The sequence below is a fragment of the Ensifer sp. 1H6 genome (genome assembly GCF_001976035.1).
Taxonomy (GTDB): Bacteria; Pseudomonadota; Alphaproteobacteria; order Rhizobiales; family Rhizobiaceae; genus Ensifer; species Ensifer canadensis.
The window spans coordinates 31825-45426 of record NZ_MOAI01000013.1; the positions used below are offsets into that span (position 1 = coordinate 31825).

Annotated in this window: 9 protein-coding genes and 1 pseudogene; 2 read left to right on the forward strand and 8 right to left on the reverse strand. The window is 58.8% G+C overall.

Going from position 1 to position 13602, the window contains the following annotated elements:
* The first annotated feature begins 178 nt into the window (after positions 1–178).
* The gene (locus tag BKP54_RS16715) at positions 179–1687 is read left to right on the forward strand and encodes a winged helix-turn-helix domain-containing tetratricopeptide repeat protein (protein WP_025431363.1); all 1509 of its coding nucleotides are present in this window, start codon (positions 179–181) and stop codon (positions 1685–1687) included.
* A gap of 362 nt (positions 1688–2049) precedes the next feature.
* On the opposite strand, the gene BKP54_RS16720 is transcribed toward BKP54_RS16715, so the two are convergent.
* The 3 genes and pseudogenes from BKP54_RS16720 to BKP54_RS35850 all read right to left on the reverse strand — a co-directional run bounded on the left by BKP54_RS16720 (position 2050) and on the right by BKP54_RS35850 (position 5004).
* Entirely contained in the window at positions 2050–3816 is a 1767-nt protein-coding gene (locus tag BKP54_RS16720) for an ATP-binding protein (protein WP_084814582.1), read from the reverse strand.
* A gap of 236 nt (positions 3817–4052) precedes the next feature.
* Positions 4053–4334, reverse strand: a pseudogene (locus tag BKP54_RS16725) (helix-turn-helix domain-containing protein); the annotation flags it as partial.
* 256 nt (positions 4335–4590) lie between these two features.
* A complete protein-coding gene (locus tag BKP54_RS35850; RefSeq protein ID WP_158071700.1) occupies positions 4591–5004 on the reverse strand; it encodes a hypothetical protein in 414 nt (137 codons plus the stop codon).
* A 130-nt stretch (positions 5005–5134) separates the two neighbouring features.
* Here BKP54_RS35850 and BKP54_RS16735 point away from each other — a divergent pair, with 130 nt between their 5' ends.
* The gene (locus tag BKP54_RS16735) at positions 5135–5515 is read left to right on the forward strand and encodes a hypothetical protein (RefSeq protein WP_084814583.1); all 381 of its coding nucleotides are present in this window, start codon (positions 5135–5137) and stop codon (positions 5513–5515) included.
* 908 nt (positions 5516–6423) lie between these two features.
* On the opposite strand, the gene BKP54_RS16740 is transcribed toward BKP54_RS16735, so the two are convergent.
* From BKP54_RS16740 to iolC, 5 genes are all read right to left on the reverse strand, one after another.
* Positions 6424–7191 carry a metallophosphoesterase gene (locus BKP54_RS16740; RefSeq protein ID WP_025431359.1) on the reverse strand — a complete coding sequence of 256 codons (768 nt, stop codon included), beginning with the start codon at positions 7189–7191 and terminating at the stop codon, positions 6424–6426.
* A 1012-nt stretch (positions 7192–8203) separates the two neighbouring features.
* Positions 8204–9016, reverse strand: a complete 813-nt coding sequence (locus BKP54_RS16750) for a TIM barrel protein (RefSeq protein ID WP_025431358.1) — start codon at positions 9014–9016, stop codon at positions 8204–8206.
* Positions 9013–9822: a 5-deoxy-glucuronate isomerase gene (gene iolB, locus BKP54_RS16755; protein ID WP_025431357.1), complete on the reverse strand. Its 810-nt coding sequence runs from the start codon at positions 9820–9822 to the stop codon at positions 9013–9015. Before iolB ends, BKP54_RS16750 begins: the two co-directional genes overlap by 4 nt.
* A gap of 11 nt (positions 9823–9833) precedes the next feature.
* Entirely contained in the window at positions 9834–11672 is a 1839-nt protein-coding gene (iolD, locus tag BKP54_RS16760) for a 3D-(3,5/4)-trihydroxycyclohexane-1,2-dione acylhydrolase (decyclizing) (RefSeq protein ID WP_084814584.1), read from the reverse strand.
* The gene (gene iolC / locus BKP54_RS16765; RefSeq protein WP_025431355.1) at positions 11669–13591 is read right to left on the reverse strand and encodes a 5-dehydro-2-deoxygluconokinase; all 1923 of its coding nucleotides are present in this window, start codon (positions 13589–13591) and stop codon (positions 11669–11671) included. Before iolC ends, iolD begins: the two co-directional genes overlap by 4 nt.
* Positions 13592–13602 lie beyond the last annotated feature (11 nt).

Genomic DNA, 13602 nt, shown 5'->3' on the forward strand with positions numbered 1-13602 from the left:
GCCTGAAGCGGGGTCGACGCAGAGGTGGGAATATCGTTCATGGCAACCTCCATATGGTTTGAGCGGCCAGCGGCCCTCGACCTGAAAGAGGATGGAGTCTGCCGGATACGAACGGCGTCGTAATTAAGGCCTCACAAATAGTTCTCAAAAATTTCCAAACGGACTATAGATGCGCCGCATGCAGGGATCGCGCTTTGCCTTTGGTCCGTTCGTGCTTGATCCGGATGCGGGAACGCTGCTTCGGAACGGTGATCCCGTTGCCGTTGGCCACCGCGGGTTAAAGTTGCTTGCAGCACTCGTCGGACGACCCGGCGAAATTCTTGGAAAAACCGAGTTGATGGATGCGGCGTGGCCAGGCACGGCTGTCGAGGAAGGCAATCTCACCGTCCAGATCGCGCAGCTGCGCAAGCTGCTTGGTCCCGCCGCCGACGGCGGTGAATGGATCTCGACGGTTCCGCGCGTCGGCTACCGCTTCACCAGGGCCATCGAGCAGCTGAGCGGCGCGATGCGAAAACCTTTGCCGCTGCCCGGCAAACCATCGATAGCCGTGCTGCCCTTCGTGAATATCAGCAACGACCCCGAACAGGAATCCTTCGCGGATGGGTTGACCGAAGATCTGATCACTGACCTGTCCAGGATCTCCGGCCTTTTTGTCATCGCACGCAATTCGGCCTTTGCCTACAAGGGGAGGGCGATGGACGTGCGCGGGATCGCTGAGGATCTTGGCGTGCGTTACCTGCTGGAGGGCAGCGCTCGTCGCGCCGGCGAGCATGTGCGCATCAACGCCCAGCTGGTCGATGCGGTGAGTGGCGAACACCTATGGGCGGAACGCTTCGATCGCAGCCTGAAAGATATCTTTGCCGTTCAGGACGAGGTCACCGGCAAGATCGTGGAAGCCTTGCTCGGCCGGCTGCGCGCACCGCCGTCGCGGAACCGACCCAACAATATCGAGGCTTACGATCTCTGCGTGCGGGCGCGTAAGCTGATGGATGACACGCCGCAGTCGGCGCAGGAAGCGCATCTGATGCTCACGCGCGCAGTTTCGCTCGATCCTGATTATGCCGAGGCCTATCGCTGGCTTGCCATGAATCACTGGATGGGGTGGGTGCATTCGGGCGGACCAACCGAATCTAGCCGTAGCATAGCGTTGGAAATGGCGCGCAAAGCCGTCGCGCTCGATCCCAACGATGCCGGCAGCCGCTGGGTCTTGGCTTACCTGCTTGCCTATGAGCGCAGCTTCGCCGAGGCGGACCAGGAATTCGCCACGGCGATCAAACTCGACCCGAACGAGGCCGACAGTTGGGCGGCACTCTCCGATGTCGCGGTCCTGGCCGGACGGGTGGAGGAGGGTCTTGAGCACATTCGCAAGGCGTTCCGGCTGAACCCGTTTCCGGCGAGTTGGTACTATCTGACGCTCGGCCAGGCCCAATACGCGGCCGGCGAGTACGAAGCCGCTGTCGAGACGCTGCGCAGGGACGAGACGTACCGTACAAGCTCGCGCCGTTTCCTGGCGGCAAGCCTTGCTCAGCTGGGCCGGCTCGACGAGGCACGCACAGAGGTCGAACTCTTCCTGGTTGGCAATCCGAGTTTCACAATCCACCACTGGGCGACGACCGAGCCATTCCGCGACGCTGCGACGCTTGCGCATTTCGTCGATGGCTACCGCAAGGCGGGGCTCCCGGAGTGACACGCGGGCGTGATCTCCCAAACCCGCCATGTACCCTGAGCGTGGAAAAAGCGGCGAGAGCCTTGCCGGTCTTTTTGCCGCTTGCTTGTGGCCGTCAGACAGCCTCCATCCGCACGGTCGAAAACATCGGCGCGGTGCGGTTCTTGGCGATTACGCGCGGTCGCTGGTCAGACCGGGTGGGTGAGGGTGCCGGGTGCCGCGAGGTTGGCCCGACCCCTCGATCAAGCGGGAAGACTTGCCGGCGCTAGTATTCCCGGTCCCCCGCCGTCGCTATTTTGAACCCGCTGTGGCGAGCCGGCCCAGCCGCGCCAACGAGACTCTGGCAACATTGCTGCCGACGCCTGGTGCGCTCAATACCCTGGTTATCCGCGGGGTTCCGGCTCGAAGTCCTCCAAGGCGGCATGGATCGCATCGCGCAGCTCCTCTCCGGTGATGGGCTTGTGCAGAATGCGCGCGCGACTGGCGCTAACCTCCTTGAGGCGCGATGGCGAGGTGTCGCCGGTAACGATGATGGCCGGAACGCGGCGGCCGATGTGGTCGCAAAGGGTCTGGATCGCGTCCAGACCTGTGGCGCCATGCTCCAGGCGGTAATCGGCAACGATAAGATCGACCGGCGCGCTGCCGGCCACCAGGGCTTCGGAATGGACTCTCAGCACTTCCTCGGCAGACCGGCCGGCATAGATGCGATGCCCCTCCAGGGTCAGAAGCCGAACCATGGCGTCGGCCACCTCCTTCTCGTCCTCCACCAGTATGATACCGGCCGTGATGCCGGCCGCGGGAGATGGCCGGCCGGGTTGCAGGGGAGATCCTACCGAGCGAGCCCTCGGAACTGTGATCGAGAACATCGAGCCGCGCCCGGGCACGGACACCAATCTTAAGGGATGTTGCAGCAGCTCGGCCGTGCGCCGAACGATGGCAAGGCCCAAGCCCAGACCCTGTGTGCGGTCCCTTGCCGGATTCTGCAACTGCATGAATTCCTCGAAAACCATCGCTTGCTGATCGGCAGGAATGCCGGAGCCCGTGTCCAGGACCTGGATTTCGACCGAATTGCCGCGCCTGCGGCAGCCAAGGAGGACACCGCCCGCATTGGTGTAGCGAAACGCGTTCGACAACAGGTTGTTGAGGATCCGTCGGAGCATCATCGGGTCGCTGTCGATCAGCAAGTCGCTGTTGACGATCCGCCAGTCAAGGCCGCGCTGGTTTGCTTCTGCGGCGAACTCGTCGCGAAGATCGCGAAAGAGGTCGCGCAACGACACTGTCTCGTTCGCGATCGTCACGATGCCGGCGTCAAGTCGGGAGATATCGAGCAGCGCATTCAGCAGTCCGCCGAGATTGCTGACGGCGGATTTCGCCCTCGTTGCCAGATCGCGAGCATCGGCTGAGGCGACGTTTCCACGCTGCCCCAATATTGCAAGTGTGGAAACAAGCAGGCTCAACGCATGGATCGGCTGGCGCAGGTCGTGGCTGGCGGCTGCCAGAAATCGCGTCTTGGCGCGGTCTGCTGCCTGTGCCCGATCACGTTCCTCTTGCAGGTGACCGACGAGACTCTCGTTTTCCAGCCTCAGGCTGACGGTTTCACGCAACATCCGGTAGGTGATGCGGCAGTAGTAGAAGTTGATTGCCACAAGGGAGGCGAGCAGGAACAGGAAAGCGCCGGAAATATCGCTGTCCGTCAGAATGCAGCGGACGGCGATCGGCAAGACCGTCACAAGAATTGAGCCGATGAGCGCGGGCGGAAAGGCCGACAGAGACGGAACCGTGCCGCAGACGAGGCCGGTCAGCACGATAACCGTGAACGAAAGAACAATGGGCGCATCCGGAAGGAAGCCGACCCAGCCGAGCGTGCCCCACAGCAGGCCGGACGCCCAGGTGAATGCTGCAGCGAGCCAGGCCCATCGCATGATGGACCGGGAATCCCTTGGGCGGCTGAAAAAACGGCGGGAGGCGAGCACACGCAAGACGATCAGCAGATAGAGCGCGCCAACCCATCCGACCAGCCAACTCGCCGATACGGCATTGCGAAGGACGTACACCGCAGCGCCGGAAATGACGATGTTGGAGATGACCACGCCATAGGAGTTGCGATACAGAAGCTCGATGAGAGCCTGGCGGATCTTGTCTTCGTGCATTAGCCCTCTCCAGATGCCGGAGGGACATCATCCAGCGGTCCATCCCAGGACGATTGATTTATCGGAAAACTGTTTCCCATAAGTTGGCGGCCAAGAATTTGCGCCGAACCCTTTCATCGAGGGTGGCCAGATGAACCACTCGTTCGCCGTCATCCTTGCCGGCGATCATATGATCGCCTCCAGTCGGATTCGAACCCGGCCGATACCATCTCCACATCACCGGCCGGCTTCCCGGCGGCCAAGGTTGGTCCGAAATCCACGTAATGCTCACGCACCAAGTCGAGCACCAGGTTGCGGAAGTCCTCGCTGTGACGCCGGTTGCTCGGACCGCCGCGCTTCTTCGAGACCAGTCCGTCAGCGCCGGCCAGGTCATAGGCCTGCAACAGCCGGTGGACCTGACTGCGGCTAAGACGAAGCAACTCGGCCGCCTCGACGACACTCAGGCTGCCACCGCGAATCCGCTGGATGAGTTCAAGGCGATGCAATTCCTTCTGCGACATGACGATCAAACAAGACATGACGACTCCCAACACAAAGGGCCTTGGCCACGATGCAAGTCGCTAATCTTGCTCCCCAACGCTGACGTTCGGCCAGCATCCCAAGAGGCGACGACCGTCGCATCTCTAACTGGCCTATATGTCGCATTACTAAATAGCCGCTACAGATGAAAGTCGCGTAAGCTTTGTTATGGAACACCCGAGCGGTTTTGTGAGTGTTGTTTTTTCGATTTAAACCGCCGTTTACGCCGTTGTGGATTTCCTCGGTAACGAGCGGTTATCGCTGTTGCTTTTTGGCATGGGTATGGAAGGTTGCATCCGTCCACTGATGGCGGGTCTCTATGCCAATCAATCTCAGTTCATCATCGATACCGCCGACACTCACAGGCATGGCCAGCGTTGCGCCATCTGGTGTCCCGCGCTTCAGGGACCGGCCTTCCGGAGGGTGATCATTCCCGTCGTTCGGTCCAGGCTTTTGGACAGAACGATGCTCTACACGGCGATCACTCGTGGCATTGAGACCGTCGTGCTTGTCGGTGACCGCGATCTGATCAACGAAATAGTTGCCGCAGCGCCGACGAGCTTGGCGAGAAATACCGCTCTTCACTTCGGATTTTGACGGAAAATCCACAGTCAAATACCAATCCCTTGCCAAGTTCAGACTGTTCTTGATCGCCAATGGAACGGCCATTATGCTGCTGTTCTGGATGCCTATCCGAACCTGCTGCCGGGTTGAAAGGCGAATTCTCAATCGACGACGACCCTGTCCATAGAGGTCGAAGTGTAATCGGCAGACTTCGGCCAGGACAACGGATCGTCTGATGTTCCACCAGCCAGTAAAGTTTACTCTTTCCAATGTTGCAGCGCTTAAAAAGGCTTTGCGAACGCGATACGCGAATATTAGGTCATCGCATGCCGATGAAGCGGTGGCTGCCTCATTTGGATTTAAGACCTACGCGGCAATGCTGGTGGTTTTACATCAAGTGAACACTTCGGCACGTTTGGTCATTCAGACGGACGCATGTTTACTTATCTTACGGCTTGAGCAGCTGGGATACAGCGGACTAAGCCCCCGAGCGTTGCGGCGCATGGTTTGGGAAGTGCCGTATCCTGATCCTTGGCATGAGGACGAATTGGAACGGTCGCTTAGGGGACGCTTTGCGCCAATTCCGGCGAATTCGCAGCCTGATGATGTGATGTAGGTCGTCGCTGGATTGCTCTCGTGGCATCAGGAAGGAGAAGGACGCACCATGCCTGTCGCTATTTTGATTGGAGCTTCTGGGTCGGGCAAGACCACGATTGCGCAGCTGGGCGAATTATCTGAGACGAGAGGCGAAAGCGAGTGGGTGCGATATCCTTGACACCTTGGCAGTGTCACTGGACCAAGCCGTCACTTACGTCATTGCGCGTGCCTCCACATCCATATGACCGACGGCCGAGAGCTGCCGTGAGAATGCGTTGCGCGGGCTCGTTCTCCGGGATCGTTCAGACGCAGCACAAGATCGCATAGGGCTTCGCAACATCATCGCTCCTGTTGCGATTCAATCTACGATGAAAAGCAACAAACGGGGCGAAATGCGATGCGCAACACCTCTGATTGACCGTCCCTGCCCGCGAACCCATGCCAAGCATAGAATGTTGGTCACGCACTCACTCAGCTACAAAGCCGAAACCGCACTCTTTGGAACTTTTCTGACGCGATCCGAAACTGAGCAGATGTAAAACGAACTCCAACTTTTCCCAGACGGACCGATAGTATCCGCAACGAGAACCCTGGTTCTTCCGCAACTCGCGAAATCGGGAGTTTTCAACGCTTTGGGGCCTGCTTTTATGGCGGATTATTTTAAGGCGGCATTGGCTCTGGCTTCGCTGTAAAGCCCGACTTAGTGCACCTGATGGAAGACGTTGGGACCCGGACGCTGGCTGACTGCCGCCGGCACGAGCGCTAAGCCGGATCATAAAGCGCATGGGAACGGTTCATTTAGGACGTCTGAAAAAGCTCGATGCGGCCGCTGAGCGGACGTCTCCCGTCCTTATCGCCGCCATGCGAACCTTGGAAAAGGATAATAATACCAAATCTGTCATGAATGTCGCGATAAAGCACCAAGCCTTAAATCTCCAAAGTGAAGGCCGGATCGAAGTTCGTCCCCTCGCCCGGATATCCTCGCGGGTTCGAGACGACCTGGCAGCGTCCGATGGCATAGTCGTTCCGGTGATGGACATGACCATGAATCCACAGCGCCGGCTCCACGCCAACAATGAGCTTCTCGAGATCAGACGCATAGCAGGGAGAGAGCGGGTCGTTCCGAAACTCCGGTGAGATAGAGAGCGCCGATGGAGCATGATGCGTGACGACCACGGTCTTTCCTATCCGCGCACTCTCCATTTCGGACGCGAGAAACGCTCGCGTTTCCATATGTTTCCGGTAGGCGTGGATCGGCTTGAATCTTTGGAATGGGACCTTCGCGAACTTGACCTTTCGAAAATCGTTCATGCCGGACTGGGCTGCCGTCATTGCAATTTGCGGATCGCCGCCGAGGATACGGAAGTCGGTCCACAAGGTGCCGCCGATGAACCGAACGCCCGAGATATCGACCGCGTCATTTTCGAGAAAGTGAAGGTTGGGATGGCGGCTGGCGACTTCGCGAGCATCCCTGAGACCTTCGTGGATCGAAGCTCCGTAAAACTCGTGATTGCCGGCGACAAAGACAATTGGAAGCGAAGGATCGATATTATGGGCCAGCCATTCGATGCTCGGGACAACGCCGCGCGTCAGTAAGTCGCCGGGACAAACCAGCACATCGGCGTCGAGATCAGCCGGTTGTGCGAAGCGGGCTCCGAACTCGAGATGCAGGTCGGAGATGACCCAAATCTTCATGCTTAGTACTCCGTCTACAATTGCGGCTCGTTTTTGGACCTGAGACCTGCACGCAGGCCTCGCGGACTTCTTCCGCGCTGAGTTCGAGGTTTTGCGATAAACGGGCGGCTAGGAGTTTCAACGCGCGCCTGCTTTTCAGCAGAATTACTGTGGCGCGTTTATATTCGGTATCCAGCAGTTGGCGAACCGCTTTCCTGAGCAATGGGTCATTTAGGCGCAGACTTTCCATTGCCCGGCTCCCCGTTCCCATGTCCGTCAGCAACCCATCTCCAAAACCAAAGCTTCGGTCGCGAAGCCGGTTGCGACTACGAGATCGGCCGACGCGTCGTTATCCGAGGCTACAGGGTGCAAGTGGATACCGTCGCCGTCGGTCTGAACTTCTCAGCTATCGTCTTCGCAACTCTCCGGGCTGGGGACCGAGAGACTGTTTTGGCGTTTGAGGCTGCTACGCGTCTGATACCGGAGGTTGTTCAAGCCCAAAGGCTGTTTGGAGAGCCAGATTACATGCTCCACGTTGTAACCTATGACCTGGTAACGTTCCAAAAGCTCTACGACGACCGACTGTCGGGCATGCCAGGCGTCCAGCGTCTTGCATCGACGCTCGTAATAAGGACGTGGTGCTAAATCGTCCACTTCCACTGTTGTAACCTTGGCCCAGAGCAGCCTCGCGTATGACATTCGTTCAGGCAATTTACCTGAGTCGTGCGGTCGTCTGTTGGTAATTTCCATGCCCTTCAAGGCTGCGTATTTTCGAGTCCAATATTTACTGACAAGGTGCGAGCGGCGCACCGCTTACACGTCTAATGAGCATGGTGGCAACAAGAGTCGCCAAGTTTTGCGCGGGATATCGAGCCCGGTGTCGAGGGCGCTTATGCTGATATTTCGATACTATCTGGTAGCGGTCGCCCTGTGGCACGCCACTGGACGATCGCATCATGGGCAGCGTCCAGCAGCAGAGCAACTTCATCGGCCGAACGCCCTATGGAGCTAGTCAGGTATCCGGCGATTTCCTCTAGGTGGAAGCGAAGGAGGCCTCGATAAATTCGAACGATCGCCGTATGTCGTCTTCGAGGGTTGCGCTCTCTTGAACCCTCGGACTGGTGCATTCGAATGAAAATGGCCCCTGATACCCTGCCTCCAGAAAGGCGGAGATCTGATCGAGGGTTCCGCAGCGGTCGCCGCGATCAACAAGGATGCGGTGCGCGTCAAGCGTCTCGTCTAGTTTGCGCTGCGGATCGGATATTCCCGAAATGTGAACCGTCGCGGTATATTCAGGATAAATCCGTCCGCCACCAGCGATTACATGCTGGAAGGTGTCGTGCACGAGCTTGAACTTCGTTAGCCCGCCCACAGCTTCAATGGCTTCAACGAGTTCCACCTTTTCCTTTAGTGACGAGGATGCAAAGCCAATCGGCTCGATCAGAGCCAACAGGTTATGGCCGTCGAGCATCGGGAGAATCTCGCGCATGACTCTGCACAGAACTTTTTGCCGCGCACCGTCTTCAGTGTATTTTCCGTCGACACGCGGGATCAAGCTGAAGGTCTCCGCACCGCTTTCGGCGGCGGCATCGATAAGCGCTTCTATGGCATGCGCTCTTTCCGCCGACCAATCGTTGAAGGGATAGACCTCGCTGAGCCCCAAAAGCCTCAGGCCTCTCTCCCGGGCCATAGCTCCGGCTTCACGAGGAGAAATCCCGTCGAAGAGGCCTCGACCAAGATCGTTGCGAGGTTCCACACCCACACAACCAAGCGTCTTGGCCAAGTCAAGGAACGCTTCATAAGACAGGTGCGGTGCAGTTTTCTGATTGAGCGCTCTTTTGATCACTTCGCATCGCGCTCCATGATCCACTCGACCTCTGGAGCGGGAACGAAGCGCCATTTGCGCAGCGGTCCGGCCATAACGTTGAGATAATACATTTCGAAGCCGTAGGGCGCGCCGCAAGGATGATGGCCGCGCGGAACGAGGACGACGTCGCCGTCCTTGACCGCCATCGTCTCGTCGAGCCGGCCGTCATCGGTGTAAACGCGCTGTATTCCGAACCCGGACGCGGGGTTGAGGCGGTGATAGTAGGTCTCTTCGAGATAGGTGATCCGCGGAAAGTCGTCCTCATCGTGGCGGTGGCTTGGATAGGACGACCAGTGCCCGGCTGGCGTGAAGACTTCCGTCACGAGGAGGCTGTCGCAATAGTCCTCGTTCTCCATGGCGATGTTGTTTATGTGGCGGGTATTCGTGCCCTTGCCGCGCGCAGTCAGCGAGATTCCGTCCGGACCGATCCGGCGCGCGGAGTGGCCGCCTATGCCAGGTGCTGAACATATGGCGATGATACAATCGGTCTCAGCCGCGGCCTTCCACTCATTGCCGTTCGGCACATAAAGGCAATGCGGCGGCGTCTTCTCGAAGACGTTCATGCGGTCGCCGAGGAGACCCCAATCCTGCCCCGCCGCGGATAGCTTGGCTTTCCCTTCAACCATTACCAGGATGACCTCCCGGTCTGCCGTCTTACCGTCCGCTACCTCGCCCTGTCGCAGACGATAGAGCGAGAAACCGACGTATCGCCAACCTGCGGACTGCGGCGTGATCTCGTGGACCTTGCCATGGGTGCCGAATGGCTTTCGCAGAAGGTCAACCATGCCGGTGCTCCTTAGTTGAACGTCCGCTGATCGCGCGCATTCTGGTTATAGTGCTCACGCGCACGCTCAAGGCGTTCGGGACCGCCGGCCTGGGGCACCGCGACATCCCACCAGTGACCACCCGCCCCTGTGCCAGGAACGGCATCTGTATCGATCACAATCACTGTCGGTTTCGTACGCGAACGCGCTTCGGCGATTTTCCTCTCGAGGTCGGCAATGTCTGCTGCCTTTTCTGCGTGGGCACCCATCGAGCGGGCATGGCCGACGAAGTCCAGCTCAGGCATGTCTTCGATATTGCTGTCCTTGTACATGTTGTTGAATTCGGCTCCACCGCACTCGATCTGTAGGCGATTGATGCAGCCGTAACCACGATTGTCGGTCAGGACCACCGTGAATGGGACACGACGCATGACGGCCGTGGCCAGTTCCGAATTCGCCATCATGTAGGAACCGTCGCCAACGAAGCAGATAACCTCCTTGTTCGGAGCAGCCAGCTTGATACCCATGGCGCCGGCCACCTCGTAGCCCATGCAGGAATAGCCGTATTCCATATGGTAGCCGCCCTTCGCGGACTGCCAGAGAACCTGCAGGGCACCAGGCATCGTGCCGGCAGCGCACATGACCACGGTTTCGTCGGTAGCAACCCTTTGGACGGCGCCGATCACCTGCGCATCGGTTGGAAGATGGTTCGTTCCACCGGCCGCGGGCGCCGCCGTGACGGTCTTGACAGATTCATGCCAACGGCTGCGAGAGCCGGCGTCGAACTCCCGCGCTCTGTGATCGCCAAGAAGAGCAGAGAGTTTCTCCAGCGTGACGCGCGCATCACCGACGACAGGCGCTGCACCGTGCTTCGTCGCATCGTAACCGTGAAGGTTGATCGAGATGAGCTTTCGTCCGTTGTTCTTGAAAAGCGCCCAGGATCCGGTGGTGAAATCCTGAAAGCGCGTGCCAACACCAATCACGAGATCCGCGTTTTCGCATAGACGGTTGGCGCATTCCGAGCCGGTAACCCCCGGAGATCCGAAGTTGAACTCATCGGTCCAGGCGTTACCGCCCTTCCCCGCTTGCGTTTCGACGAAAGGAATATTGTGCTGTCTCGAGAAGGCCGCCAGCGTATCGTCTGCATCCGAATAAAGAACGCCGCCACCAGAGATGATCACCGGGTTCTTGGCGGCACGGATCAAGGTTGCGACGTCCTCAACCTCGCGCGGATCGGGCTCGGGACGGCGGATGCGCCAGACCTTCGGCTCGAAGAAGCTTTCCGGATAGTCGAATGCATCCGCCTGCACATCTTGGCAGAACGCGAGGCAGACGGGGCCGCAGTTTGCAGGATCGGTCATGACAGAAAGCGCCCGTGGAAGCGCAGTCAGAAGGTGTTCCGGTCGAGCAATACGATCGAAATATCTGACGACGGGCTTGAAGGCATCGTTAGCGCTGATCGTGCCGTCGTCGAAGTCCTCGATCTGCTGGAGGACAGGGTCCGGCCGGCGATTTGCAAAGACATCACCGGGAATGAACAACACCGGCAGACGGTTGACATGCGCAAGCGCGGCCGCCGTCACCAGGTTGGTGGCTCCCGGTCCGATGGACGAGGTCACAGCATGGGCGCGCTTTCGCCGCTTGGTCTTGGCGTAAGCGATGGCAGCATGCGCCATTGTCTGCTCGTTCTGGCCACGCCATGTCGGCAGGGCATCCCCAATGCCATGCAGGGCTTCGCCGAGACCTGCCACGTTTCCGTGGCCGAAGATTGCCCAAACGCCTTCAATGAAGCGCTCGCCGTCTTCTGTCATCTGCACCGAAAGCCACTTTACGAGCGCCTGTGCTGCCGTAAGCTTGATTGTCTTTGTCATGCTGCCTTCTCCCGCGCGGCTAACCGCGCCTTATCCCAGATCGACGCCAGGCGCCCATAACGCTTCGCCATCTCCTCGACGGCGGCCGCGTCTTCGATCTCGTCCTTCATCCAGGCGCGCGCGACATCGCCAAAGATGGTTCGCCCGACGGCAAATCCACGCACAAGCTCGAAACTCGCCGCCACCTCAAAACTCGCAACGAGCTCCGCCTCTGGAGCATCAAGGCCAAGCACGACAATTCCGCGGGTGTATCGGTCATTCTGTTCGATTGCGGCTATCGTATTTGACCATGCCGCAGACGTTTTCATCGGTTCCAGTTTCCACCAGTCAGGGAAAACGCCGATGTCGTAGAACTGCTGGATGAGTATAGCGGTCGTCTCGTCGTTGACCGGCCCGACCTTTGACGGGATAATTTCCAGCAGGAACTCCAGATTGTTGCGCCGTGAGGCCTCGAACAATCGATTGACGGTTGCTTCCTGGTCGGCGCGCGTCTGGGCATCGTCATCAGGATGGCAGAAGCACAATACCTTCACAACATTGTCGCGTGCCCATTCGCTTAAGCCGCCATAATCGCTGCCGAGCTCGGGCTCCAGCGTCAGTGGGCGGGACCCAGGCCATTCACAGGGCCGCCCAATCCAAAGGCCGCTTCCCGAGGCCGCGTGCAGGGCCTTTTTGCCGATGCGGTTATCGCAAAGGATGCCATAGCCGGGCCGGCCAGCCTGGACTTGAAGCGCTGCCTGAAGGCAGAGTTCCTTGAAGGCGCCGCCTCGTTCCAATGTGTAGCCTGGGATTTGCTCGAGCTGGATTCGATGGTCGAAGGCGAATACCCGGTAGTCCCGCCAGTCTTCCCCGTGATTGCGATGGCGATTGGTGGACCAATGGATTTGCTCGACGGTCGTATCGTTGCGCAGATCTGCTCGCTGGATACCTCGTTGCAGGAAAAACTCCAGCTCCGTCAATGACGGATAGGCGGGTGTGCAGCCGTGCCGCGAGACAGCAAACGCGCCGCATGCATTGGCGTATTTGAGCGAAGTCGACCAACCTTCCCCATCGAGCCAGCCCTTCAATAGGCCGGAGAAGAATCCATCGCCCGCACCGAGGACGTTGAAAACCTCGATCGGGAAACCTTCCCCCGAGATGCCATCGTCCAGACTGTCAGGGATGTCGCCCTCAAAAGCGACAGCCCCTTTGGCGCCTCGCTTCAGGACAAGTGTGGCAGACGCCACCGCACGGACTGCCCTCAGGGCCGCGACAGTGTCGGTCGCCCCACCCGCGATATGGAATTCCTCTTCGGTACCAACAATCAAATCGAAGAAATGCAATGTCGACTGAAGTTTTTCGGTGACCTCACGGCTGGCGACAAAACGACTTTCACCGTCACCATGACCGGCCACGCCCCACAGATTAGGCCGGTAGTCGATATCGAGCGCGGTCTTGGCACCGCTATCTCGCGCGAAGCCGAGCGCCTTGAGAACAGCAGCCTCGGTGCGAGGATTTGACAAATGCGTACCTGTTACGACGACAGCGCGTGCCGAGGCTATGTAGTCCTGCCGGATGTCGGTCTCGCGAAGCGCCATGTCCGCGCAATTTTCGCGGTAGAAGATCAGTGGGAACGTGTCTTCGTCGCGTATGCCGAGCAAGACGAGTGCGGTCAAACGCTCCGGATCGTTGACGACGCCAGTAACATCCACACCTTCACGTACCAATTGTTCACGGATGAAGCGACCCATGTGCTCGTCGCCGACACGCGTGATCAATCCGGATTTCAGGCCGAGCCTGGCTGCTCCGCAGGCAATGTTCGTGGGGGAGCCGCCGATGTATTTATTGAACGAGCCCATATCTTCCAATCGGCCACCCACCTGAAGACCGTAAAGATCGACAGAGGAACGGCCAATCGTAATAACGTCGAGTGGTTTCATTTCGGATCTCC